The following is a 23,015-nucleotide window of genomic DNA, read 5'->3' as shown; positions in this document are numbered from 1 at the left end:
TGGCCGGAGCAAAAGTAATGAGCGACAAACCCAAAAAGACCCTCTCGCTGCGCCTTAAAGGCAGCGAGCCCGCCGCCAAGGTCGAGGAGCGCCTGCACAAGGTGCTCGCCCAGGCCGGCCTGGGCTCGCGCCGCGCGCTCGAGGAACGCATCGCCCAGGGCCTGGTCAAGGTCAACGGCACCGTGGCCCAGACCGGGCAGTCGGTGAAGGGCGGCGACCGCATCGACCTCGACGGCAAGACCTTCGTGGCCACCGCGCTGACCGAACCCGCCAGCGTGCTGCTGTACAACAAGCCCGAAGGCGAAGTCACCACGCGCGAAGACCCCGAGGGCCGCCCGACCGTGTTCGAGTCCCTGCCCCGCCTCAAAGGCGCGCGCTGGATCGCCGTCGGCCGCCTCGACATCAACACCACCGGCCTGCTGCTGCTGACCACCGACGGCGAGCTGGCCAACGCGCTGATGCACCCGTCCAGCGGCATCGCCCGCGAGTACGTCTGCCGCATCCACGGCGAAGTGCCGGACGCGGTCGTCGACCGCCTGGCGCGCGGCGTCGCGCTGGAAGACGGCCCGGCCAAGTTCGACGAGATCGAGCGTATCGGCAGCTCCGATTCGCACGCCTGGTTCAAGGTCGTGCTGACCGAGGGCCGCAACCGCGAAGTGCGCCGCCTGTGGGAATCGCAGGGTTTCCAGGTCAGCCGCCTCAAGCGCGTGAAGTACGGCAGCGTGCACCTGCCCCGCCTGCTCAAGCGCGGCCACTGCGAAGAGATGCCGGCCGACCAGGTCGAGAAGCTGCGCGCCCAGTTCAGGCTCGAGGACAACCCGCCGGTGCTGACCCTGCAGCCGGTAATCGGCCAGCGCAAGTCGCGCCCGACCGAGATCCGCGTCGGCAAGGACCGCAAGCAGGCGTCCTACGTCAACGGTTCGGTGGACGACGAGGCGCGTGAACTGCGCCGCTTCGACCACGTGCGCGAGGAACGTCCGCGCGGCCGCGGCCGTCCCGGCGCTGGTGCCGGCAAGCCTTACGGCGGCAAGGGCAAGCGTGGCCCGGGCAAACCCTTCTCCGGTCCGATGGGCGCCGACGCACCGCGTGGCCCGCGTCCCGCCGGCGGCCCGGGCGGCAAACCCTTCCGCGGCAAGCCCGGCGGTGCGCCGGGTGCGCGCGGCCCGCGCGACGACAACTTCGGCAACCGCGCCGGTGGTCCGGCCGGTGCCGGCGGCTTCAACAAGAAGCCGCGCGGCCCGCGCGGCGACGCCCAGCCGACCCATCACAACGCCCACGACAACAACCCGGCCGCATTCCGCAGCTGGTACGTGCCCGAGGGCGTGGAAACCGGTTCCAAGGTCGCGCCGCCGCGTGGCCAGCGTCCCGGCAAGCCCAACGGTCCGCGTCCGCAGGGCGCGCGTCCGTTCAACGACCGGGGTCCGCGCCCGCAGGGCGACAGCCCGTATGGCCAGCGCGGTCCGCGCGGTCCCAAGCCGGCCGAGGCGCCTTACGGCCATTCGCGCGGCCCGGCCGGTCCGCGTGGCAACAAACCCGCGGGCGCCAGCCCCTACGGCCAGCCGCGGGGCCCGCGTCCCGACGGCAACCGCGGCCCGCGCAAGCCGGGTCCGGGCGGCCCGCCGCCGTTCAGGAAGAAGCGTCCGGAAGGCCTGCCGTCGGACGATTGAGCCGGCCGGCACGCGCCAAAACAAAACCCGCCTTCCGGCGGGTTTTGTTTTCTGGAAGCGGGAACGGCGTCAGCGCAGTTCGAAGCGGTCGGCGTCGAGCTGGGCCGGGAAACGTTCGCGGTGCATGGCCAGCGCCGCGGCATCCAGGTGGTGGTGGCCACCTGCGGGCGGTCGTCGAGTTCGAGCAGCGGCATGCCCATAATCGTTCACCGCGCTGTCGCCAGCGTAGGCGTGGCCGTTGCCGTCGGTGCCGACGCGGTTCACCGCGGCGACATAACTCAGGTTCTCGATCGCGCGTGCGCGCAGCAGGGTCTGCCAGGCATGGCGGCGTGCCGCGGGCCAGTTGGCGACGAACAGCAGCAGGTCGTAGTCGAAGCGCCCCGGTGCTTCGGCATCGAAACGGTTGCGGATGAACACCGGGAAGCGCAGGTCGTAGCAGACCAATGGACAGACCCGCCACCCCTTGAGCTCGACCGTCAACCGTTTGCGCCCGGCCGCATACCGCTCGTGCTCCTTCGCCATCCGGAACAGATGCCGCTTGTCGTAGTACGACAGCCCGCCTTCCGGTGTCGCCCACAGCATCCGGTTGTACACGCCGTCGCCGTCGCGGATCTGCACGCTGCCGGTGACCACCGCGCCAAGCCGCGCCGCCTGGTCGCGGATCCAGTGCACGGTCGGGCCTTCCATGGTCTCGGCCGAGGCCAGCGCCTCGTTGCTGAAGCCCGAGGTGAAAGTTTCCGGCAGCAGCACCAGGTCGGTCTGGCCGGCCAGCGGCGCCATCAGCCCGCCGTACATCGCCCGGTTCGCGTCCGGGTCGTGCCAGACGGTGTCGCCCTGGATCAGCGAGACACGGAGATCGTCCATGGCTACAGCTTCTCCAGCCGTTCGATGGCCGCGTCCAGCGTGGATTCGACCTTGGCGAAACACAGCCGCGCCAGCCGCTGCCCGGCCGGCGGTGTTTCGTAGAACGGCGACAGCGGGATCGCCGCCACGCCCTTTTCGATCGTCAGCCAGCGGCAGAACGCGGCATCGTCGAGGTCGCTGACGGCGGAATAGTCCACCAGCTGGAAATAACCGCCCGGCACGGGCAGCGGCTTCAGCCGCGTGCCTTCGAGCTGGCGACGGAAACGGTCGCGTTTGGCCTGGTAGAAATCTCCCAGTTGCTCGTAATGCTTCGGCTCCTGCGTGATCATCGCCGCGAACGCCCACTGCGCCGGAGCGAACGTGCAGAAGGTGTTGTACTGGTGCACCTTGCGGAACTCGGCGCTGAGCGCCGGCGGCGCGATCGCGTAACCGACCTTCCAGCCGGTGCAGTGGTAGGTCTTGCCGAAACTCGAGATCACCACCGAACGTTCGGCCAGCTCGGGATGGCGCAGCACGCTCTCGTGCCGGCGGCCGTCGAAGATGATGTGTTCGTAGACCTCGTCCGAGAGCAGCACGATGCCGGTGCCGCGCAGCAGTTCCGCCAGCGCGGCCATGTCGTCGGTGCCGAACATCGCGCCGGACGGGTTGTGCGGCGTGTTCACCATCAGCATGCGGGTGCGCGGCGTGATGGCGTCACGCACGCGCTGCCAGTCCACCGAGAAATCCACGGGGTCCAGCGGCACGTGCACGGCGCGGGCGCCGGCCAGGTCGATCGCCGGTTCGTAGCAGTCGTAACACGGGTCGAGCACGATCACTTCCTCGGCCGGCCGCACCAGGGCCTGGATGGCGTTGAAGATCGCCTCGCTGGCGCCGCTGGTGACGGTGATCTCGGCGTCGGCATCGACCGTGCGGCCGTAACAGCGTTCGGTCTTTGCGGCGATGGCCTGCCGCAGCGCCGGAATGCCGTGTGCCGGCGCGTACTGGTTCCGGCCCTCGGCCATGGCCTTGGCCAGTTCGTCCACCAGGCGCTGCGGCACCGGGAAATCGGGGAAACCCTGGCCCAGGTTCACGGCCTGGTGGTCCAGCGCCAGCTGGGACATCACGGTGAAGATGGTCGTGCCGACCTTGGGCAACTTGGTGGGGATCTGCATGGCTCGCCGCATCGGTAAACAGGCCCCGGATTATGCGTCCTGCGGACGACCGGCGACCACGCCTTGATTCCCGTCATGGACACCCCTTCGAACGAGTCGGTAGCATGCCGGCGCAATGACCGCGCCCGCCTCCGCCCCAGCCCCGCTGCTCTACGCCCGTGGGCTGGCCTTCGCACGCAACGAGGAACCGGTGTTCGGTCCGCTGGACTTCGAACTGGGTCCGGGCGAAGCGCTGCTGGTGCTGGGCGGCAACGGCGCCGGCAAGACCACCCTGCTGCGTGTGCTGGCCGGCCTGCTGGCGGCCAGCGCGGGCGAGGTGCGCATGGCCGGGAAGATCGTGGACCGTGGCCACCTGGCCCGTGGCAGCGCCTATCTGGGCCACCTGCCCGGCCACAAGGCCGAACTCGGTGCCCTGGAGAACCTGGCCTTCCACCGCGCCCTGCGTGGCGACGGCCCGGCGGTGGACCTGGAACAGGCCCTGGCGGCGGTCGGCCTGGCAGGCCATGAAGACACCCCGGCCCGGCGCCTGTCGGCCGGCCAGAACAAGCGCCTGGCCCTGGCCCGCCTCGGCCTGCAGTCGGCACCGCTGTGGCTGCTGGACGAGCCCTACGCCAACCTGGACCTGGACGGCATCGCCCTGGTGAACCGCCTGATCCAGGCCACCTGGCCGCCGGTGGCGCCGCCCTGCTGACCACCCACGGCGCCTACGCCGCCCCGCCGGTGCCGGTGCGCACACTCAGCCTGGCCCCGGCCCGGAGCCCGGCATGAACGGCCCCTCGCTGATGGCCGCGGCCCGCGCCCAGGCCGCCCGTGACCTGCGCCTGGTCTGGCGCCGGCGCGGCGACGCGGCCCAGCCGCTGCTGTTCGCGCTGATGGTGGTCGCGCTGTTCCCGCTGGCCCTGGGCGCCGACCCGGCCCAGCTCGCCCGTATCGCGCCGGGCGTGCTGTGGGTGGCGGTGCTGCTGGCCGGCCTGCTGACCCTGGATTCGCTCTACCGCAGCGACGTCGAGGACGGCAGCCTGGAACAGATGCTGCTGGCGCCGGTGCCGCTGGCCTGGCTGCTGGCGGTGCGGGTGGCCGTGCACTGGACCACCACCGCCCTGCCCCTGGTGCTCGTGACGCCGCTGCTGGCGCAACTTCTTTACCTGCCCGGGGAACTCCTGCCGGTGCTGATGGTCTCGCTCGCACTGGGCACGCCGCTGCTGAGCCTGCTGGGCGCGGTGGTGGCGGCGCTGACGGTCGGAATACGCCGCTCTGGTATGCTTTTGGCCCTGCTGGCGCTGCCTTTGTTCCTGCCGGTCCTGGTGTTCGGGGCGGGCAGCGTGATGGCCGCCGCACAGGGTCTGCCCTGGTCCGGCGCGCTGCTGCTGCTCGGGGCCGGCTTGGCCCTTGCCCTGGTGCTCGCCCCGCTTGCCGCCGCCGCGGCGATCCGCATCGCCCTGACTTGAATATCGCCTCGTGAATCCCGTCCTGCTCTGGTTCCACCAACTCGGTTCGCCGCCCACCTTCGACCGTTTCGCCGCGCGCTGGGCGCCGGTGGGTTTCGGGCTGGGGCTGCTGACGATGGCGATCGGGCTTTATGGCGCGCTGTTCGTGGTGCCGGCCGACTACCAGCAGGGTGACAGCTTCCGCATCCTCTACATCCACGTGCCGGCGGCATGGATGAGCCTGTTCGTGTACGCGCTGATGGCGGTCTATGCCGCCATCGCGCTGATCTGGCGGATCAAGCTTTGCGAGATCCTCGCCATGGCCTGCGCGCCCATCGGCGCGCTGTTCACCGCGGTCACGCTCGCCACCGGTTCGATCTGGGGCAAGCCGATGTGGGGCACCTGGTGGGACTGGGACCCGCGACTTACCTCGGAACTGGTGCTGCTGTTCCTTTATCTGGGCGTGATCGGCCTCAACGCCGCCATCGAGGACCGCCGCAACGCCGCGCGTGCCGCCGGTTTCCTGGCCATCGTCGGCGTGGTGCTGCTGCCGGTGATCCGTTATTCGGTGGAGTGGTGGAACTCGCTGCACCAGGGCGCCACGATCAAGCTGTTCGGCGAATCCACCATGGATTCCTCGATGACCTGGCCGCTGTGGGTGATGGTGCTGGCGACCAAGTTCTGGTTCGCCGGTTCTCTGCTCCAGCGTTCCCGCGCCGACAACCTCGAACGCGAGGCCGGCAAGGACTGGGCCCGTGCCGCCGCCGGAGCGCCGCGATGAGCTACCAGAACTACGTGCTGGGCGCGTACGCGGTGTTCGCCGCCTTCCTGGCCTGGGATTTCATCGTGCCGCGCCTGCGCATCGCCCGCATCCGCCGCGCCATCGTCCAGCGCGCCAGGCGCGACGCTGCCCGATCCACCGGAACCCCGCATGAACCCGATACGCAAACGCCGCCTGCTGCTGATCCTCGCCCTGCTCGCCGCCTCCGGCGTCGCCGCGGCACTGGTGACGCTGGCCCTGCGCGAGAACATCACCTACCTGTACACACCCAGCCAGGTCTATGCCGGCGAAGCGGCGGAGCAGGCGGTGTTCCGGCTCGGCGGCATGGTCGCGAAAAATTCGCTCAAGCGCGAGCAAGGCACACTGAAGGTGCAGTTCGGCGTCACCGACGGCGACGCGGTGATGACCGCGCACTACGAAGGCATCCTTCCCGACCTGTTCCGCGAGAACCAGGCCGTGATCGCCACCGGCCGCCGCGAGAGGGCGACGCGTTCATCGCCACCCAGGTGCTGGCCAAACACGACGAGCAGTACATGCCGCGCGAAGTGGCCGAGGCCATGGGCAAGGCGCACGAAAAGCACAAGGTTGAAGACAAGCCGGCCGCCGACGCCACCGAACCGGGAGCCTACTGAGTGCTGCCCGAGCTTGGCCTGCTGAGCCTGGCGCTGGCGCTGCTGCTGGCGCTGACGCTGTCCGCCCTGCCGTTGTTGGGCGCGCACCGCGGCCACGCGGCCTGGATGGCGACGGCGCGGCCGCTGGCGTATTCGCTGCTGGTGATGGTGTCGGTGTCGTACGGGCTGTTGACCTGGGCCTTCCTGCAGCACGACTTCTCGGTGGCGTATGTCGCCACCAATTCCAATTCGCTGCTGCCGCGTGCCTACCAGTTCACGGCGGTGTGGAGCGCGCACGAAGGTTCGCTGCTGCTATGGATCTGGTTCCTGGTGCTCTGGACCGCGCTGGTCGCCCGTTTCTCGCGCGCCCTGCCGGCGCCGGTGGTGGCGCGCGTGCTGGCGGTGATGGGCATGATCGCCCTGGGTTTCCTGGCCTTCACGCTGTTCACGTCCAATCCGTTCGAGCGCCTGCTGCCCGGCGCGGACGAAGGCCGCGACATGAACCCGCTGCTGCAGGACCCGGGCATGATCTTCCACCCGCCGCTGCTGTACACCGGCTATGTCGGTTTCGCGGTGGCGTTCGCATTCGCGGTGGCCGCGCTGATCGACGGCAAGGTGGACGCGCAGTGGGTGCGCTGGTCGCGGCCCTGGACCAACGTGGCCTGGGCCTTCCTGACGCTGGGCATCGCGCTCGGCAGTTTCTGGGCCTACTACGAACTGGGCTGGGGCGGCTGGTGGTTCTGGGACCCGGTCGAAAACGCCAGCTTCATGCCCTGGCTGGTCGGCGCGGCGCTGCTGCACTCGCAGGCGGTCACCGAAAAACGCGGCAGCTTCCGCGGCTGGACCCTGCTGCTGGCGATCGCGGCGTTTTCGCTGTCGCTGCTGGGCACCTTCCTGGTGCGTTCGGGCGTGCTGACCTCGGTGCATGCCTTCGCTTCCGACCCCGAGCGCGGCATGTTCATCCTCGCCTTCCTGGTGATCGTGATCGGCGGCTCGCTGCTGCTGTATGCACTGCGCGCGCCCAAGCTCGAGACCGGCCAGCCCTTCGCCGCTTCCTCACGTGAAACCTTCCTGCTGGCCAACAACCTGCTGCTCACCGCCGCTGCCGCGATGATCCTGCTGGGCACGCTGTATCCGCTGCTGGCCGAAGCCCTGGACCTGGGCAAGATTTCGGTGGGCCCGCCCTATTTCGGCCTGCTGTTCGTGCTGCTGATGGCGCCGCTGGTGGCCCTGGTGCCGTTCGGTCCGCTGATGCGCTGGCAGCGCGAGGACATCGGCCGGCCGCTGCGCTGGCTGGCGCCATGGGCCGTGCTGGCGGGGTCGTGGGCGTGATCACCTTCTTCGCCTGGCCGCAGGGCACGCTCAAGACCGCGTTCGGCGTCGGCGGCGCGCTGTGGATCCTGGCCGGCACCGCGCGCTTCGTCTGGTCGCGGCTGCAGTCCAAGGGCAGCCGCTTCACCGCCGAGATGGTGGGCATGGTGCTGGCGCATGCCGGCATCGCCGTGTTCGTGGCCGGCGTGTTCCTGACCGAAAGCACCAGCATCGAGAAGGACGTCGCCGCCAGGCCGGGCCAGAGTTTCGAGCTGCGCGGGCATGACTTCCTGTTCCAGGGCGTGGAAAACACCCGGGCCCGAATTTCGTGGCGGACCGCGGCACCGTGGTGGTCAGGCGCGACGGCCGGGAACTGGCGGTGCTGCACCCGGAAAAACGCGCCTACGCCAGCGGCGGCCAGGTGATGACCGAAGCCGCGCTCGACGGCGGCCTGTCGCGCGATCTCTACGTCGCGCTGGGCGAGCCCCTGGACCAGAACGGTACGTGGGCGCTGCGCCTGTACGTGAAACCCTACATCCGCCTGATCTGGCTGGGTGCGCTCTTCATGGCGCTGGGCGGCTTCGTGGTGGCCTTCGACAAGCGCTTCCGGCGCCCGGTGGCGGCATGATCAAGCGCCTGCTGCCCTTCATCGCCTTCGCGCTGCTGGCCGTGCTGCTGGGCGCGGGTGTGCTGCGCAATTCCGGCAAGGACACCAGCGCTATTCCCTCTCCACTCATCGGCAAGCCGGCGCCGACGTTTTCGTTGCCCGTGCTCGGTGATCCGTCACGGATGGTGACCGACGCCGACCTGCGCGGCGAAGCCTATCTGCTCAATGTCTGGGGCAGCTGGTGCCCGGCCTGCCGCGACGAACACCCGGTCATCACCGAACTGGCGCAATCAGGCCGCATCAAGGTGATCGGCTACGACTACAAGGACGAGCCCGGGGACGCGCAGCGCTGGCTGCAGCAGTTCGGCAATCCCTACGCGCTGGTGATCGTGGATTACGACGGCCGCGCCGCCTTCGACTGGGGCATCTACGGAGCGCCGGAAAGTTTCCTGGTGGACGCGGACGGCATCGTGCGCTGGAAATACATCGGTCCGATGACGGATGAAGTAGTGCGCGACCAGCTGCTGCCGGAACTGGAGAAGTTCAAGTGAAGCGCCTGCTGTTCGTGCTGCTGCTGATGCTGTCGGCCGCCGTTGGCGCGATGGAGCCGATCCAGTTCCAGGACGCCGCCGAAGAAGCCCGCTTCCGCGCGCTCAGCGCCGAACTGCGCTGCGTGATGTGCCAGAACCAGTCCCTGGCCGACTCCAACGCGCAGATCGCCCACGACCTGCGCCTGCAGGTGCTGGAACTGATGCGCGAAGGCAAGACCGACCGCGAGATCAAGGACTACCTGGTGGCGCGTTACAGCGATTTCGTGCTGTACAACCCGCCGGTGCGGCCGGCGACCTGGCTGCTGTGGTTCGGACCGGCGCTGATGCTGGTGATCGGTGCCGCGGTGGTCGTGGTGGTGGTGCGCCGACGCTCGGCCGTGGCCCCGGCCGCGACGCCCGATGACAACGAGCAGGAGTGGTGATGACCGGATTCCTGATCGGCGCCCTGCTGCTGTGCGCCCTGGCCCTGGCCTTCGTGCTGCCGCCGCTGTGGCGCGATGCGCGGGGCAGCGCGCTGGCGCTGGTGCTCGCGCTGCCGCTGGGCGCCGCGGGCCTCTACGCACTGCTGGGTACTCCCGACGCACTCGACCCGAAAATGTCGAAGCCCCGACCACGCTCGAGGACGCCATCGCCCAGCTCGAACGCCGCCTGGAAGACGAACCCGGCAGCGTCGAGGGCTGGGTGCTGCTGGCCCGCAGCCGCATGGCGCAGCAGCAGTGGGTCAAGGCGCGCGACGCCTTCGCCAAGGCGCAGGCCCTGCTGCCGGACGAACCCGACTTGATGGTGGAATACGCCGACGCGATGATGCGCGCCGCGCCCGATGGCCGCTTCCCGCCCGAAGCCGTGGCGATGTTGGAAAAGGTGGTCGCCGGCCAACCCAACCATCAACGCGGATTGTTCTATCTCGGCGCGCAGCGGCTGCAGGCGGGCGAGCCCGCGCAGGCCGCGGAACTCTGGGAACGCCTGCTGCCCACGCTGGACCCACGCACCGCACAAGCGCTGCGTCCGCAGCTGGCGATGGCGCGCGAACAGGCCGGCCTGCCGCCGCTGGAAGAAACGCCGGCCGTCGCCACGGGCCCTGTGCTTGAAGTGACCGTGGAGCTGGCACCGGCAGTGGCCGCGCAACTTGCGGACGGCGACACCCTGTTCGTGTTCGCGCGCACGGCCGATGGCGCCGGTCCACCGGTGGCGGTGAAACGCCTGCCCGCCCGTGACTTCCCGGTCACGCTCGGCTTGTCGGACGCCGACAGCCTGATGCCGACGCAAAAACTCTCGACCCAGCCGCAGGTGCAGCTGATGGCGCGCGTCTCGAAGTCCGGCGACGCCGCCGCGGCCGCCGGCGACCTGGAGGCCGAAGCGCAGGTGATCGAAATGCGCGACGGTGCCAAGATCACCCTGTCCATCGACCGGGTGCATCCATGACCGAGACCATCCCGCCGGGCACGCGTTTTGTCGCCCTGCCCTCGCCCTTCGCCTTCAAGCGCGGCGGCGGGCTGGAAGGCGCGCGGATGGCCTACGAGACCTGGGGCGAACTCAATGCCGCCCGCGACAACGCCATCCTGATCCTGACCGGCCTGTCGCCGAACGCGCATGCCGCGTCGAATGCGGGCAACCCCGAGCCGGGCTGGTGGGAAGGCATGCTGGGGCCCGACAAGCCGATCGACACCAAGCGCTGGTTCGTGATCTGCGTGAACTCGCTGGGCAGCTGCAAGGGCTCGACCGGTGCGGCTTCGGTCAATCCGGCCACCGGCGAACCGTATCGCCTGGAGTTCCCGGACCTTTCGATCGAGGACGGCGCCCGCGCGGCGCACTTCGTCGTGGCCTCGCTGGGCATCGAACGCCTGGCCTGCGTGATCGGCAACTCGATGGGCGGCATGACCGCGCTGGCCTATCTGCTGCTGCACCCGGGCTCGGCGCGCAACCACATCAATGTGTCCGGCAGCGCCCAGGCGCTGCCGTTCTCGATCGCCATCCGCTCGCTGCAGCGCGAAGCGATCCGGCTGGATCCGAACTGGAACCAGGGCAGGTACAGCGACGCCGCGTATCCGGAAAACGGCATGCGCATCGCCCGCAAGCTCGGCGTCGTGACCTACCGTTCGGCGATGGAATGGGACGGCCGCTTCGGCCGCGTGAAACTCGACAGCGAGATGCGCGGCGACGAGGACCCGTTCGGCCAGGAGTTCGAGGTCGAGCGTTATCTCGAAGGCCACGCCCAGCGTTTCGTGCGCAGTTTCGACCCCAACTGCTATCTCTATCTCGGCCGGTCGATGGACTGGTTCGACGTGGCCGAATACGGCGGCGGCGATGTGATGAAGGGCCTGGCGACGATCAAGGTCGAACGTTCGCTGTCGATCGGCGTGCACACCGACATCCTGTTTCCGCTGCAACAGCAGGAGCAGGTCGCCGAGGGGCTGAAGCTGGGCGGTGCGCAGGTGGAGTTCGTGCCGCTGCCGTCGCCGCAGGGACATGATGCCTTCCTGGTGGACATCCCCAGGGTTCGGCGCGGCGATCGCCTGGTTCCTCGGCAAGTTCTGAGCGCTGAAAAACAAAAACCCGCGCAAGCGGGTTTTTGGTACCGGTGATAGGACTCGAACCTACACGACATCGCTGCCAAGGGATTTTGAGTCCCCCGCGTCTACCATTCCGCCACACCGGCACAGTGTGCGGCGGGATTATAGCCCAGCCTGACGCTCAGGCGGCCTCGTCCAGGCCCAGCTGGCGGTCGGCCTTGGTGTACCAGCCGTCGCCCGCGGGGTGGAAGTGCGCGCAGCAGGTCAGGGCCTGCTTGTAGATGTGCAGGGACACCGCGATGTCGGTGGTGCTGGGATTGCGGATGGTGTGGTACTCGTGCGGCGGGATCAGGCTGCCGGCCGAACCGGCGCCGGCCAGGGTGGTGCCCACGGGTTCGAACTGGAACCGGTCGCCTTCGCTGCCGCGCAGGTCGTACTGGGTGATCTCCAGCTGGCCCTCGACGATGCCCTCGACGCACCAGACGCCCGAGTGGTCGTGGATGGCGGTGCCCTGCCCCGGGCCCCAGGTCATGGCGACCACGCTGAAGCCGGTGAGCTCGCAGCGGTAGAGCTCGCGGCGGGCGTAGTGGTCGGCCACCGGCTCCAGCACGCAGGCCGGCAGGGTCATGGCCCGGGTGCGGATCAGTTCGGACAGGCCGTTGCGGATGCAGTCGGTGGTCTGGCGCTGGCAGTCGCCGGTCACCGCCGCGTTGATCATCGCGATGAGCTTGTCGCTGCCGGGGAAGTCGAGGGCCAACATGGCGGCACCTGGGGGTTCGGGAGTGGGGGCAGTTTAGCACCGGGGCTTTGGCTCCCTCCCCTTCCTGCAGGGGAGGGTTGGGGTGGGGTGAGTCCTGGCTTCGAAGTTCCACCCCCTCCCGGCCTCCCCCTGCAAGCAGGGGGAGGAGCTAGGGCCAGGGCCACCAGCCGCTGCCGGTCAGCGCGTAACGATCCGCGGCCTGTTCGAAGCGGTTGCGGTGGCTGATGCCGCCGCAGGCGAAATACAGGGGCAGGAACAGCGGGCCCAGCACCAGGGGACTGGTACACGGGCACGCTCGTGGTCGCCCAGGCGCATGCATTCGTCGCGGCCGCCGCGGGCGCGGCAGGCGTAGGTGACGGCGCTTTCATCCAGCGAGGCGCCGGTATGCAGGATCACGTTGCCCAGGGTCAGCGCGCCGCCCGGGCCCCAGGGTAGTGGTGGAACACCAGGGCCGCATCGGACACCCGGGCCCGCGCCCCGAACGGCAGCGCGACCAGCCCGGCCAGCAGGCCGGCCGCCGTCATCGGGCTGGCCCAGACCACGCCCAGCGCGAACACCAGCTGGCGGCCCAGGCCCGGCATGGCTCAGTCCACGCCGCCCCAGATCAGGCGCGCCAGTACTTCGGCATGGTCGGGCGACAGCTGGGTCGAGGTGTGCACCATCGAATTGATCGCCCAGCAGGCGTCTTCATCGGCGGAGCCGGTCGGGTTGTTGATCACGCCGAGCAGGCGGTCGCCGAACTGGCCGGGATAACGTGCACCCAGTTCGTTCAGCGCCATCTGCTGCGCGGTCTTGTTCACCGGCAGTTCCGGCCGCTGCTCGATCTCGGACTTGAGCGCGTCGAGGTAGAAGTTCCAGAAATTGCGGTGGTGCACCGGCGGCAGGCGCTCGAGTGCGGCGCGGAAATCGGCGCCGAGTTCGCGGTCGAAATCGTCGCGCGGGCGGATCAGCTTGGCGCAGCTCTTCTGCGGCAGGCGCGGGATGACCGCGGCCATCGCCCGGGTCACCGAGATCAGCTGCGCCGAGCCCAGCGAACGTGCGCCACGCTTGAGCGCCCGGTTCATCTCGGCATACAGGCCCTTGCTGGTGAAGGTACCCGCGAAGCGCTCGCGCAGGGCCGGGTCGGCATTGAAGCGGTCGACGAATTCCTGCTGCTGCGCATGCAGGGCCGAACCGGGCGGATATGGGTTGACGATCTCGCCGCTCAGCCGCCGCATGATCGGCGCATCGGACGAACCCATTTCCTTGTAGACCACCGCCGCCACGATCAGCAGCACCACCACGATGAGCAGCTTCTTCACGCCTGGTTGTCCCCTGTTGCCCGGCCACGCCGGATTGCGGCGGGCATCCTAACATCGCGTGGCTTGTCCCCCACCCGCGCCTTCTGCGACGCTAGCCTGGTCCTCAGGGGGAACTCCATGACACCGCACGATCCGGCGCCGCCACCTGCCAACCAGGTCCCGAACCGCACCACGCCCACATGGGAAATGGAATTGCTGGTGTCGGGCGCGACTGTCTTCGGCCTGCTGCAGTTGCCCGCGCAGGCCGACCGGCTGCTGTTCGGCTTCTACAATTCGAGCAACTTCGCCGTCGCGACGCTAACGCCTTCGTTGTGGGTCTACGTCAAGTTCTCGCTGCTGACCCTGATCGCCACCTTCATCGTGCACCTGTGCCTGCGCGGTTATTGGGTGGCCCTGGTCGGCCTGCATTCGGTCTATCCGGAGGGTTTCCGCTGGGACCGCTTGACCAGCAAGCTCGGTCCGCACTTCCTCGCCAGCAGTCGGGAAATGACCGGCGAAATCGATACCGTGATCGAACGGGCGGACAACCGCGCAAGCATCGCCTTCGGTCTGGGTTTTGGCATGGCCACGTTGATGCTGATGCCGATGGTGGTGGTGGCGGCGATCATGGTGGTCGTGGGGTTGTACGAGATGCTGGGTGGCGACGGTGTGCACGCCATGGTGGTCATGGTCGTGCTGGGCATGCTGGTCATGTTGGTGTTTGTCGCGCTGGTGGCCTGGGACAAGTCAAAGGGGGCCGCCGCGGGCCTGGATTCCCGGACGGGACGCTCGGCGCGCGCTTTTTCCGCTTTTACAGCCGGCTGGGCTTCAACCGCACAAACAACACCCTGATCACGCTTTACAGCAGCAACGAAGGCAACCGGCGCACCGCCATCGTCATCGGTGTCGTCATGACCGCGGTCATGGCTCTCGTGATCTGGCAGATCATGTCGGAACGGCTGGGCTGGAGCGCCGGCGATTTCGCCGGGCTTCCGGACGACGTTCCGATGGCCATGGATACGCTGTTGCCCCTGCACTACGACAGCCAGCGCGACGGCGCGGTGCGCATGGATCCGCTGCCGCACATCCCCGACCCGGTGGTCCGCGGCAACTACCTGCGGCTGTTCGTGCCCTACCTGCCCCTGCGCCATAACAAGGCCATGGCCATCCGCTGCCCCGAGGCGCTGGCGAACGAGGACGACACGGGCCCGCGGGCGCGGCTGGACTGCCTGGCGGCGATCCACGCCGTGGCGATCGACGCAAAGCCCGTGGACATCCGCTTCGATGCCGCCGAAGACCCGCGCACCGGGCAGCGCGGCATGATCGCGATGATCCCGGTCAGCGATCTTCCGGTCGGCCGGCACGAACTGACGCTGCTGCGCGCGCCGCGCAACCGTCGCAAGGACGCGGACGAGCCGCCCAAGCCATACCGCATTCCGTTCTGGCGCTGAGCGCGCCACCGGGCTCAGGCTTCGCGCGCCGGATCCGCCAGCGCCAGCGAACCCAGCAGCACGCCAGCCTGGGTGCGGTTGCGAACGCCGAGTTTTTCGAAGATGGCGCTCATGTGCGCCTTCACCGTGCGTTCCTGGATGCCGAGTTCGTCGGCGATCTGCTTGTTGAGCCGGCCCTCGGCCACGCGCGTCAGCACCTTGAACTGCTGCGGGCTGAGCGTGGCGAGTTTCGCCGCCGTTTCGCGGTCGCCGGGATCGGCGCTGATGCGCGCCACCGGTTCGCGCAACGCCGGTGGCAGCCATTCCTCGCAGGCCAGCACGGCGCGCAGGCCGGCCTGCAGTTCGGCCAGGTCGGCGCGTTTGGTCAGGTAACCGGCGGCGCCATAGGCCAGCGCGCGGCGGATGGTGGCCGGGTCTTCGTGCGCGGAAATCATCGCCACCGCAATGCCGGGATGTTCGGCCCGCAGCGAGGCCAGGCCCATCAGTCCGTGGCTGCCGGGCATGTGCAGGTCCAGCAGCACCAGGTCCACGTCGGGATGGGCCGCCAGCGCCGCCTGCACGCCGGGCAGGTCCTCGGCCTCCAGTATCTGCGCGTCGGGCAGCACGCCGCGCACGGCCTGGGTCAGGGCCAGGCGGTACAGCGGGTGGTCGTCGGCGATCAACAGGCGGGTCATGGCGGGATTGTAGGCGAGCCGGGGCGGATTCCGGCGGCGATCACCCCACGTGCGTGGCTCGCTACTGGGCGGTCCAGCCACCGTCCACGGGGATCGCGGCGCCGCTGAGATTGTGCGACTGCCGGCGGCAGAGCCACAGCACCAGGTCGGCGATTTCATCGGGCAGGGACATGCGACCACTGGGCTGTTTCTCGCGCAGCAGTTCGCGCACTCCGGCGTCGCGGTCGCCACCGGCGGCCTGGGCCTTGGCGGCGATCTGCGGTTCGATCAGCGGCGTCTCGACCCAGCCGGGGCAGACACAGTTCACGGTCACCCCGCCGCTGTCGCGGTTGCCGGCGCCGGCGTATTCCAGCGCCGCCACCTTGCTCAGGCCGACCAGGCCGAACTTGCTGGCGACGTAGGGCGACTTGTTCACCGACGCCACCAGCCCGTGCACCGAGGCGATGTTCACCACGCGACCGAAACCGCGCGCAGCCATGCCCGGCAGCGACAGCCGCATGGTGTGGAAGGCGGCGCTGAGGTTGATGGCGATCAACTTGTCCCAGGTGGCCGCCGGCATCTCGGCGATCGGCGCGGTGTGCTGCACGCCGGCGCAGTTCACCAGCACGTCCACCGGCGCCCAGGCGGCGACCTCGGCCATCATCGTTTCCACCGCGGCGGCGTCGGAGAGGTCGGCGCCGAAGTGAGACACGTCGGCGGCGCCGGCGGCGCGCACGGCATCGAGCGCGGCGGCGATCTGTTCGGGTGAACCCAGGCCGTTCACGGCCACGCGCGCACCGGCCGCGCCCAGCGCGCAGGCGATGGCCAGGCCGATGCCTGACGTCGAGCCCGTGACCAGGGCGCAGCGGCCGATGAGGAAGGGGTCGCTCATGGCGAAGTCCTTGTGGCGATAGGGATTTCCCCACCCTAACAGGCCGCACCGGACGGCGCGTCGTACCAAGGTACGATGCCCGCACCGCGCCCGGTTGCTAAGGTCGGGCGATGGACAAGACCCTGCCCCCCACACGCCCCCAGCCGACCCGGCCGACGCCCGTTCCCGCCTGGGACCGCCGTGCGCGCCGCACCAGCGTTCCGACGCTGGCCATTGCCATCACGCTCGCGCTCTCCGCCTGCGCCGGCACCGCCGGACGCACGCCGGAAGTCGCGCTGGACGCGGGTATCCATCTGCATGCGCATACCGGCGACGACGACCTGCTGACCGCGGGCCTGGGCGAAGCGGGCCTGCGCAGTCCGGTGCCGCCGGCGTTTGCGAACCCCGACCAGCCGACCGCGGAAGAACTGCGCCGCCGCGCGATCTGGACCAACTGGCGCGGCATCGCCGACCTGGCGCCGGGTGGCGGTTACGGCACGGTGTACGGCTCGCTGCAGCCGGTGCCGGGCCGCGAATACCACGCCTTCGCCACCCTGCCCGGCCGCCATCAGCCGCACCGGTTGCTGGTGCAACTGCCGGACGCCTTCGATGTCCAGAAGCGCTGCGTGGTGGTCACCGCCTCGTCGGGGTCGCGCGGCATCTATGGCGCCATCGCACTTTCCGGCGCCTGGGGCCTGCCGCGCGGCTGCGCGGTGGCCTATACCGACAAGGGTGCGGGCACGGGGTATGTCACGCCCGGTGACGGCGGTGGTTTCGGCATTGATGGCCGCCTGGCCGCGCCAGGCGAAGCGGTGGAATTCTCCGTGCCCGCCGTGGGCGGCACCGAGCATTTGATCGCGGTGAAACACGCGAACTCCGGCGACAACCCGGAAGCCGACTGGGGGCGGCACGTGCAGCAAGCGGCGCAGTTCGCGCTGCAGGTGCTGGCGACCGCGCATCCCGATGCCGGGCCGTGGACTTTCGACAACACGCGCGTTATCGCCGTCGGTGTGTCCAACGGCGGCGGCGCGGTGCTGCGCGCGGCGGAAATCGGGGGCGACTGGCTGGACGCCGTGGTGGCGGTGTCGCCCAACATCCTGCCGGGCGACGGCGGCCGCGCGTTGTACGACTACGGCACCGAGGCCGCGCTGTGGATGCCATGCGCGCTCAACGCCCCGGCCTTCGACGGCGTGCTGATGGCGCGCCCGAACGGCGCGAAGCATCCGGCCGGCGCGCTGCGCTGCGCATCGCTTGCTGCCGCCGGAAAGATCCAGGGTGATACGCCGGAAGCCCAGGCCGAAGCCGCGCACGCGAAACTCACCGCGGCGGGCTGGACCGATGCAGCGCTCGCCGCCGGCGCGCTCAGCACCGGCTTCGACCTGTGGCGCGCGGTGAATATCACCTACGCCTCGTCCTATGCCCGCACGGGCGCCGACACCATGCCCTGCGGTTACGGTTTCTCCGCCTTCGGCAGCGACGGTGCCGCACGCGCACCGACCGCCGCCGAACGTGCGGCCTGGTGGAGCGACGCCAGCGGCATCCCGCCCGGCGCCGGCGTCGGACTGCTCGATCGCCAGGCCGGCGGCAACGACGCCGCCCTGCCCGGCCTCAACTGCCTGCGTGGCCTGTGGGACGACGGAACCAGCGCCGTGCGCGCAGGCATCGAAGAAACCCGCGCCACCCTGCCCCGCGCCGGCCTGCCGGTGATCGTGGTGCATGGCGCCGACGACGGCCTGGTGCCGGAGGCGTTCAGCGGCGCGGCCTACGCACGCTGGGCCGATGCCAACGATCGTCCCGTGACCTACTGGCGCGTGGCCAACGCCCAGCACTTCGATGCGTTCCTCGGCCTGCCTGTGCTGGGCATGCGCTACCTGCCGATGTTGCCCTACGGCTATCGCGCGCTCGATGCCGCCTGGGCCACCGTGAGCGAAGGCAAGCCGCTGCCGGGCGATGCGGAAATCACCACGACTCCGCGCAAGTTCGCGGACGGCGCACTGGCGCCGCTGGCCGCCGAGAATCTCGGCATCTTGCCGTAGCACACCAAGCCCCTCCCCCTGCTTGCAGGGGGAGGTTGGGAGGGGGGGAACTTCGGAGCGTGATGCTTCGACGCAAGTGCTCACCCCTCCCCGGCCCTCCCCCTGCAAGCAGGGGAGGGAGAAAGTCGCTAGCGGGTGAGCAGTCTTGCCATCACCGACTTCAGCGCCAGCGGCTTGAGGGGGCTTGTGCAGCAGCACGCAGCCGGCCGCGGCGATCGCGTCGCGCACTTCGGCGCTGTGGTCGGCGGTGATGATCACGCAGGGGCGTGCCGGCATTGCCGAGGCCAGGCGTTCGCGCAGGGCCAGGCCGGTATCACCGCCGTCGAGGTGGAAATCGAGCAACAGAAGATCCGGCGTGGCGCGCGCCACCAGCCGCGACGCTTCGTCGCCGTCGCGCGCTGCCAGCACTTCGCACTGCCAGCCGCCCAGCAGGGCCTGCATGCCGCGCAGCACGTCGGGGTCGTTGTCCACCACCAGCACGCGGCTGCGCGGCGGTTCCGGCGCGACGGCTTCCGGCTCGGGAGCCGCAACCGGCACCGGTGCCGCACGCGGCACGTCGATCGCGAACACGGTGCCACGCCCCGGCCACGAACGCAGCCGCAGCGGATGGCCCAGCAGGCGCGCGATGCGTTCGGCGATGGCCAGACCCAGGCCCAGCCCCTGCCCGCCGCGGTCGAGCCGGCGGAACTCTTCGAAGATCACCGTCTGGTCGCCTTCGGCGATGCCCGGGCCGGTGTCCCACACCTCGATCGCCAGGGTGTCGCCCCGCCGGCGGCAGCCGACCACGATGCGACCACGCGCGGTATAGCGCACCGCATTGCCCAGGAAGTTCTGCAGCACGCGCCGCAGCAGCTGCGGGTCGCTGCGCACCCAGGCGCCGCAGGGCACGCAGTCCAGCGGCAGGCCCTTCTCGGCGGCCAGCACGCGGAACTCGGCGGCCAGGTGCTGCAGCACGTCGTCCACGCGGAACACCTGCGGCTTGGGCTCCATGCCGCCCGCATCAAGCCGCGAGATGTCCAGCAGCCCGGCCAGCAGCGCCTCGGCCGAACCCAGCGCGCCGTCGATGTTGCCCAGCGCCTCGCTGTGCCGCGGCTCCGACAGCTGTGGCGCCAACGCGTGCACGAACAGGTGCGCGGCGTTCAGCGGCTGGGCCAGGTCGTGGCTGACCGCGGCCAGGAAACGGGTCTTGGCGCGGTTGGCACGTTCGGCCTCGCCCTTGGCGCCGGCCAGTTCCGCGGTGCGCTCGACCACGCGCTGTTCCAGCGTTTCGGCCACCGACTTGAGCGCCTGTTCGTTGCGCCGGAAATCGGTGACGTCGGTGAAGGTGGCCACGAAACCGCCGCCCGGCATCGGATTGCCGCGGATCTCCACCACCGTGTCGCCGAAGCGCCGTTCGGCCACGTAAGGCGTGCCCGCACGCATGTGCGCCAGCCGCTTCTGCACTTCGCGGTCGCCGCGCCCGTCGCCTGCCAGGCCGCGGCGGATGTTGTGGGCCACCAGCTCCGCCACCGGCACGCCCACCTGCAGCAGCGGCGCCGGATAGTCGAACAGCTCGGCATAACGCCGGTTCCAGGCCACCAGGCGCAGTTCGGCATCCACCACGCTGATGCCCTGGCTCATGTTCTCGAGCGCCGCCTCCAGCACACGCTGGTTGAATCGCAGCGCCTGCGAGGCTTCGCCGACGATGGTGGCGACGGTGTCGAAGTCGCGTCCCTGTTCACGCCGCGCGGCATCGAGCAGCAGGCGGGCCGAGGCCGCACCCAGCACGGCGGCCAGCTCGCGTTCGATGCGCTGTTCGATCTCGGCCGGCACTGCGGCTTCCGCACCAGTGTCGGCCAACGCCGCATCCACGCGCTGCGCCGGCAGGAACCGCGCCGCGACTTCACGCAGTCCGGCACCCGACAGCGTGCCGCCGACCACGCGGTCCGGCGCCACGTCCAGGCGCGAGGCCAGCACCCAGGTGATCAGGCCGCCGGTCACCAGGCTAAGCACCGTGGCGCGGCCGATGCGGCTCCATTCGCCCAGGCCGAACATCGTGTCCGGCGCCAGCCACGCCAGGCCGAACGGACCATCACGCAACCAGGACGCCGAATGCCCCGCGGCCTCCGCCAGCGCCGGCACCAGCAGCACCCAGATCCACACCAGGACCGCGGCCACCAACCCCACCAGAACCGCACGCGCTGGCGTCTGCGGCCGCCACACGGCAAAGCCCACGGCCGGCGCCAGCGTCGCCAGGCCCGAGAACGACAGCGCACCGATATCGGCCAGCGCATCGCTGCCGGCGATCGCGCGGCTGTACAGCCAGGCCAGCAGCACCACCACGACGATGCCGACGCGCCGCTGCAGCAGCACCGCGCCCCGCAGGTCGGCGCCCTTGCCGCCGCCGCCCCAGGCGCCACGCACCAGCAACGGCGTCAGCCAGTGGTTGCCGATCATCACGCTCAAGGCCAGGGTCGAGATGATCACCATGCCGGTGGCCGCGCTCAGGCCGCCCAGGAAGGCCAGCAGCGCCAGCGCCTCGTGGCCCTGCGCCAGCGGCAAGGCCAGCACGTACAGGTCGGACGGCACGCCGATCGGCGCCAGCAGCGCGTCGCCGGCGCGCGCCAGCGGCAGGATCGGCAGCGCGATCACCAGCATGTAGAGCGGGAACAGCCAGCGCGCCGTGCGCAGTTGCGACTCGTCGCGGCACTCGACCACGCCGACGTGGAACTGGTGCGGCAGCGTGAACATCGCCAGCGCGCCCAGCAGCACCAGGGCCGGGAAACCGCTGGCGCCGTCGGGCGGCGGCGGCGCGGCCGGCACGTCCGGCAGGTCCAGCCCGAACCAGACGAAGGCGCCCAGCGCCAGCATCGCGCCGAGCTTGAGCAACGACTCCACCGCCATCGCCAGCACCAGCCCGCGGTTGTGTTCGGCGGCGGACGCGCGGCGCGTGCCGAACAGCATCGCGAACAAGGCCATCGCCAGCGCCACGTACAGCGCGCTGTCCTGCCACGGCGGCGGTGCCAGGTCGGAGGCGCGCGTGACCATGCCGTAACTCATCGCTACGGCTTTGAGCTGCAGCGCGATGTAGGGAACGATGCCCAGCACCGCCACGAAGGTGACCACGGCGGCGAGCCAGGAATTGCGGCCCAGCCGCGTCGCCACCAGGTCGGCCAGCGAAGTCGAGTTGTGCTCGCGCGCCAGCCGCAGCAGCTTCAGCAGGAAGCCGAAGCCCAGCACGTACAGCAGGATGGTGCCGAGGAAGGTCGGCGGGATCGGCCAGCCCGAACGCTGCGCCTGCGTCACCGTGCCGTAGAAAGTCCAGGACGTGCAGTACACCGCCAGCGACAGGCTGTAGACCACCGGCCAGTGGTTCGACAGCAGGCCGGGGCGGCGCTCGGCCCACAAGGCCGTACCGAACAGCAGGCCGAGCCAGAGCAGGCCGGCACCGACGACCAGGGCGTCGGTCAGCACGGCGGACTGCCGGTGTTCACTGCAGTGGTGCGCCCAGCGCCGCCATGGCCGCGGCCAGCCAACGCAGCTGCACGCCGCGACGGGTGTCGTAGTCCGGTCCCGTGTAACCCCACCAGTCCCAGCATGCTTTCGGATTCAGCGGCAGATAGCTCGATCGCGCCTGAGGATACAGCACCACCACGCCGTGCACGTCCGCCCAGCGGTTGAAACCGGCGTCGCGCACGAAAGCCTCGCCGACCTTGTCGGCGTTCTGTTCGCAACCGTGGAAGGCCACCAGCACGCCACAGGCCTGGCCCGCCGCACAGGCGGCCGGCACGTAGAGGTAACCCTCGGCCGCCAGCTGCGCGTCGCCGCCTTCGGGCAGGTAGGCGTCCTGGTCGAAGCGACGCAGTTCGCCACCGGCCTCGGCCGCCACGTTCGTGGAGGGTCCGTACAGCGCGTGCATCGCCTCGCCGGCGGCATCGTGGCCGCAGCGGCCCAGGTGCGGTGTACCGCCTTCGATGCAGTCCGCGCCCGCGTCCAGGGTCGGCAGCACGTGGCCGAACTCGCCGCCGTGCCGGCTCAGCACCAGGCCGCCGGCTTCGTCGCCCAGCTCCCGGTAGACCGCTTCCGCCGCATCCACCACCGCCTTAGACACCACGCCGTCGTGCTCGCCGTGCAGCAGCCAGATCCGGTCACCGGCCAGGCCCGACAGTGGTGCCAGATCGCCGTTTCCCGCGCGTTCGCGCACCGTGGCCACCAGCCGCCCGGGATCTGGCGCCACGGGATCGGCGGTGATGCACGGCCCCAACGCCGTCTTGAGCGAACCGCCGGCGCAGCCGTAGGGACCGCCTGCGACCAGCGCCGCCCCGCGCAGCCGGTCCGACCAGGCCAGGTGCACCTGCGTTGCCATGTAGGCACCCGAGGACAGGCCCGCCACCGCGACCCGGTCGGGGTCGATCACCAGTTCCGGCAGTGGCGGCGGCGCCTCATCCGCACAGCCGGTCAACACGACGGACAAGATCGCGCCGGCACAAACAACCCGGACCGCC

General features: G+C 70.0%; 19 protein-coding genes, 1 tRNA gene and 5 pseudogenes. 15 read left to right on the top strand and 10 right to left on the bottom strand.

Going from position 1 to position 23,015, the window contains the following annotated elements:
• Positions 1 to 17 precede the first annotated feature (17 nt).
• On the top strand, positions 18 to 1,667 hold the full coding sequence (rluB, locus tag FRZ33_RS09435; RefSeq protein WP_146909270.1) for a 23S rRNA pseudouridine(2605) synthase RluB: 1,650 nt from the start codon (positions 18 to 20) through the stop codon (positions 1,665 to 1,667).
• 69 nt (positions 1,668 to 1,736) lie between these two features.
• Here the strand turns inward: rluB and FRZ33_RS09430 are convergent, their stop codons facing one another.
• Both FRZ33_RS09430 and FRZ33_RS09425 read right to left on the bottom strand, forming a co-directional pair.
• Positions 1,737 to 2,531 (bottom strand): amidohydrolase, encoded by a 795-nt coding sequence (locus FRZ33_RS09430; protein ID WP_227977744.1) that lies wholly within the window; start codon positions 2,529 to 2,531, stop codon positions 1,737 to 1,739.
• A 2-nt stretch (positions 2,532 to 2,533) separates the two neighbouring features.
• Positions 2,534 to 3,682: a pyridoxal phosphate-dependent aminotransferase gene (locus FRZ33_RS09425; RefSeq protein ID WP_146909268.1), complete on the bottom strand. Its 1,149-nt coding sequence runs from the start codon at positions 3,680 to 3,682 to the stop codon at positions 2,534 to 2,536.
• Positions 3,683 to 3,797: 115 nt separating this feature from the next.
• On the opposite strand from FRZ33_RS09425, the gene ccmA reads away from it, so the two are divergent.
• From ccmA to metX, 11 genes and pseudogenes are all read left to right on the top strand, one after another.
• A complete protein-coding gene (ccmA, locus tag FRZ33_RS09420) occupies positions 3,798 to 4,373 on the top strand; it encodes a heme ABC exporter ATP-binding protein CcmA (protein ID WP_425480582.1) in 576 nt (191 codons plus the stop codon).
• A gap of 73 nt (positions 4,374 to 4,446) precedes the next feature.
• Positions 4,447 to 5,130: a heme exporter protein CcmB gene (gene ccmB / locus FRZ33_RS09415; protein ID WP_146909266.1), complete on the top strand. Its 684-nt coding sequence runs from the start codon at positions 4,447 to 4,449 to the stop codon at positions 5,128 to 5,130.
• A gap of 10 nt (positions 5,131 to 5,140) precedes the next feature.
• Positions 5,141 to 5,890 (top strand): heme ABC transporter permease, encoded by a 750-nt coding sequence (locus tag FRZ33_RS09410; RefSeq protein ID WP_146909265.1) that lies wholly within the window; start codon positions 5,141 to 5,143, stop codon positions 5,888 to 5,890.
• Positions 5,887 to 5,961 (top strand): annotated as a pseudogene (locus FRZ33_RS17960) (heme exporter protein CcmD); the annotation flags it as partial. The gene FRZ33_RS09410 and the pseudogene FRZ33_RS17960, both read left to right, overlap by 4 nt.
• Positions 5,962 to 6,040: 79 nt before the next feature.
• Positions 6,041 to 6,522: pseudogene (ccmE, locus tag FRZ33_RS09400) on the top strand (cytochrome c maturation protein CcmE).
• Positions 6,523 to 8,440 (top strand): annotated as a pseudogene (locus tag FRZ33_RS09395) (heme lyase CcmF/NrfE family subunit).
• Entirely contained in the window at positions 8,437 to 8,970 is a 534-nt protein-coding gene (locus FRZ33_RS09390) for a DsbE family thiol:disulfide interchange protein (RefSeq protein WP_146909263.1), read from the top strand. The pseudogene FRZ33_RS09395 and the gene FRZ33_RS09390 overlap by 4 nt, the downstream one beginning before the upstream one ends.
• A gap of 26 nt (positions 8,971 to 8,996) precedes the next feature.
• A complete protein-coding gene (locus FRZ33_RS09385; RefSeq protein ID WP_146910625.1) occupies positions 8,997 to 9,392 on the top strand; it encodes a cytochrome c-type biogenesis protein CcmH in 396 nt (131 codons plus the stop codon).
• Entirely contained in the window at positions 9,392 to 9,751 is a 360-nt protein-coding gene (locus tag FRZ33_RS15225) for a hypothetical protein (RefSeq protein WP_158637179.1), read from the top strand. Before FRZ33_RS09385 ends, FRZ33_RS15225 begins: the two co-directional genes overlap by 1 nt.
• Positions 9,652 to 10,392: a tetratricopeptide repeat protein gene (locus FRZ33_RS09380; RefSeq protein WP_158637178.1), complete on the top strand. Its 741-nt coding sequence runs from the start codon at positions 9,652 to 9,654 to the stop codon at positions 10,390 to 10,392. The genes FRZ33_RS15225 and FRZ33_RS09380 overlap by 100 nt, the downstream gene beginning before the upstream one ends.
• The gene (gene metX / locus FRZ33_RS09375) at positions 10,389 to 11,552 is read left to right on the top strand and encodes a homoserine O-acetyltransferase MetX (RefSeq protein ID WP_146909259.1); all 1,164 of its coding nucleotides are present in this window, start codon (positions 10,389 to 10,391) and stop codon (positions 11,550 to 11,552) included. The genes FRZ33_RS09380 and metX overlap by 4 nt, the downstream gene beginning before the upstream one ends.
• Here the strand turns inward: metX and FRZ33_RS09370 are convergent.
• From FRZ33_RS09370 to FRZ33_RS09355, 4 genes and pseudogenes are all read right to left on the bottom strand, one after another.
• Positions 11,541 to 11,626, bottom strand: a tRNA-Leu gene (locus FRZ33_RS09370). The two genes, metX and FRZ33_RS09370, sit on opposite strands and share 12 nt — an antisense overlap.
• A 35-nt stretch (positions 11,627 to 11,661) precedes the next feature.
• Positions 11,662 to 12,240 (bottom strand): cysteine dioxygenase family protein, encoded by a 579-nt coding sequence (locus FRZ33_RS09365; RefSeq protein WP_146909257.1) that lies wholly within the window; start codon positions 12,238 to 12,240, stop codon positions 11,662 to 11,664.
• Between the two features lie 148 nt (positions 12,241 to 12,388).
• Positions 12,389 to 12,821, bottom strand: a pseudogene (locus FRZ33_RS09360) (hypothetical protein).
• Between the two features lie 3 nt (positions 12,822 to 12,824).
• Entirely contained in the window at positions 12,825 to 13,541 is a 717-nt protein-coding gene (locus FRZ33_RS09355) for a hypothetical protein (RefSeq protein ID WP_146909256.1), read from the bottom strand.
• A 63-nt stretch (positions 13,542 to 13,604) separates the two neighbouring features.
• Between FRZ33_RS09355 and FRZ33_RS09350 the strand changes: the two genes are divergently transcribed.
• A complete protein-coding gene (locus tag FRZ33_RS09350; protein WP_146909254.1) occupies positions 13,605 to 14,372 on the top strand; it encodes a hypothetical protein in 768 nt (255 codons plus the stop codon).
• A gap of 71 nt (positions 14,373 to 14,443) precedes the next feature.
• Positions 14,444 to 14,971, top strand: coding sequence for a hypothetical protein (locus tag FRZ33_RS09345; protein ID WP_146909252.1), 528 nt, complete (start codon positions 14,444 to 14,446; stop codon positions 14,969 to 14,971).
• A gap of 14 nt (positions 14,972 to 14,985) precedes the next feature.
• Here FRZ33_RS09345 and FRZ33_RS09340 read toward each other — a convergent pair whose 3' ends face one another.
• Together FRZ33_RS09340 and FRZ33_RS09335 are read right to left on the bottom strand one after the other, a co-directional pair.
• On the bottom strand, positions 14,986 to 15,645 hold the full coding sequence (locus FRZ33_RS09340) for a response regulator transcription factor (RefSeq protein WP_146909250.1): 660 nt from the start codon (positions 15,643 to 15,645) through the stop codon (positions 14,986 to 14,988).
• A 61-nt stretch (positions 15,646 to 15,706) separates the two neighbouring features.
• The gene (locus FRZ33_RS09335) at positions 15,707 to 16,516 is read right to left on the bottom strand and encodes a 3-hydroxybutyrate dehydrogenase (protein ID WP_174754949.1); all 810 of its coding nucleotides are present in this window, start codon (positions 16,514 to 16,516) and stop codon (positions 15,707 to 15,709) included.
• Between the two features lie 110 nt (positions 16,517 to 16,626).
• Here FRZ33_RS09335 and FRZ33_RS09330 point away from each other — a divergent pair, with 110 nt between their 5' ends.
• On the top strand, positions 16,627 to 18,531 hold the full coding sequence (locus FRZ33_RS09330; protein ID WP_146909249.1) for a 3-hydroxybutyrate oligomer hydrolase family protein: 1,905 nt from the start codon (positions 16,627 to 16,629) through the stop codon (positions 18,529 to 18,531).
• 240 nt (positions 18,532 to 18,771) lie between these two features.
• On the opposite strand, the pseudogene FRZ33_RS17305 reads toward FRZ33_RS09330, so the two are convergent.
• Together FRZ33_RS17305 and FRZ33_RS09320 are read right to left on the bottom strand one after the other, a co-directional pair.
• Positions 18,772 to 20,151: pseudogene (locus FRZ33_RS17305) on the bottom strand (ATP-binding response regulator); the annotation flags it as partial.
• A gap of 1,849 nt (positions 20,152 to 22,000) precedes the next feature.
• Positions 22,001 to 22,975, bottom strand: a complete 975-nt coding sequence (locus FRZ33_RS09320; protein ID WP_227978314.1) for an extracellular catalytic domain type 2 short-chain-length polyhydroxyalkanoate depolymerase — start codon at positions 22,973 to 22,975, stop codon at positions 22,001 to 22,003.
• Between the last annotated feature and the right edge of the window lie 40 nt (positions 22,976 to 23,015).

This window comes from Arenimonas daejeonensis (genome assembly GCF_007993735.1).
Taxonomy (GTDB): domain Bacteria; phylum Pseudomonadota; class Gammaproteobacteria; order Xanthomonadales; family Xanthomonadaceae; genus Arenimonas; species Arenimonas daejeonensis.
The sequence above is the reverse complement of the archived record's forward strand: the minus strand, read 5'-3'. Positions and strand labels throughout refer to the sequence as shown.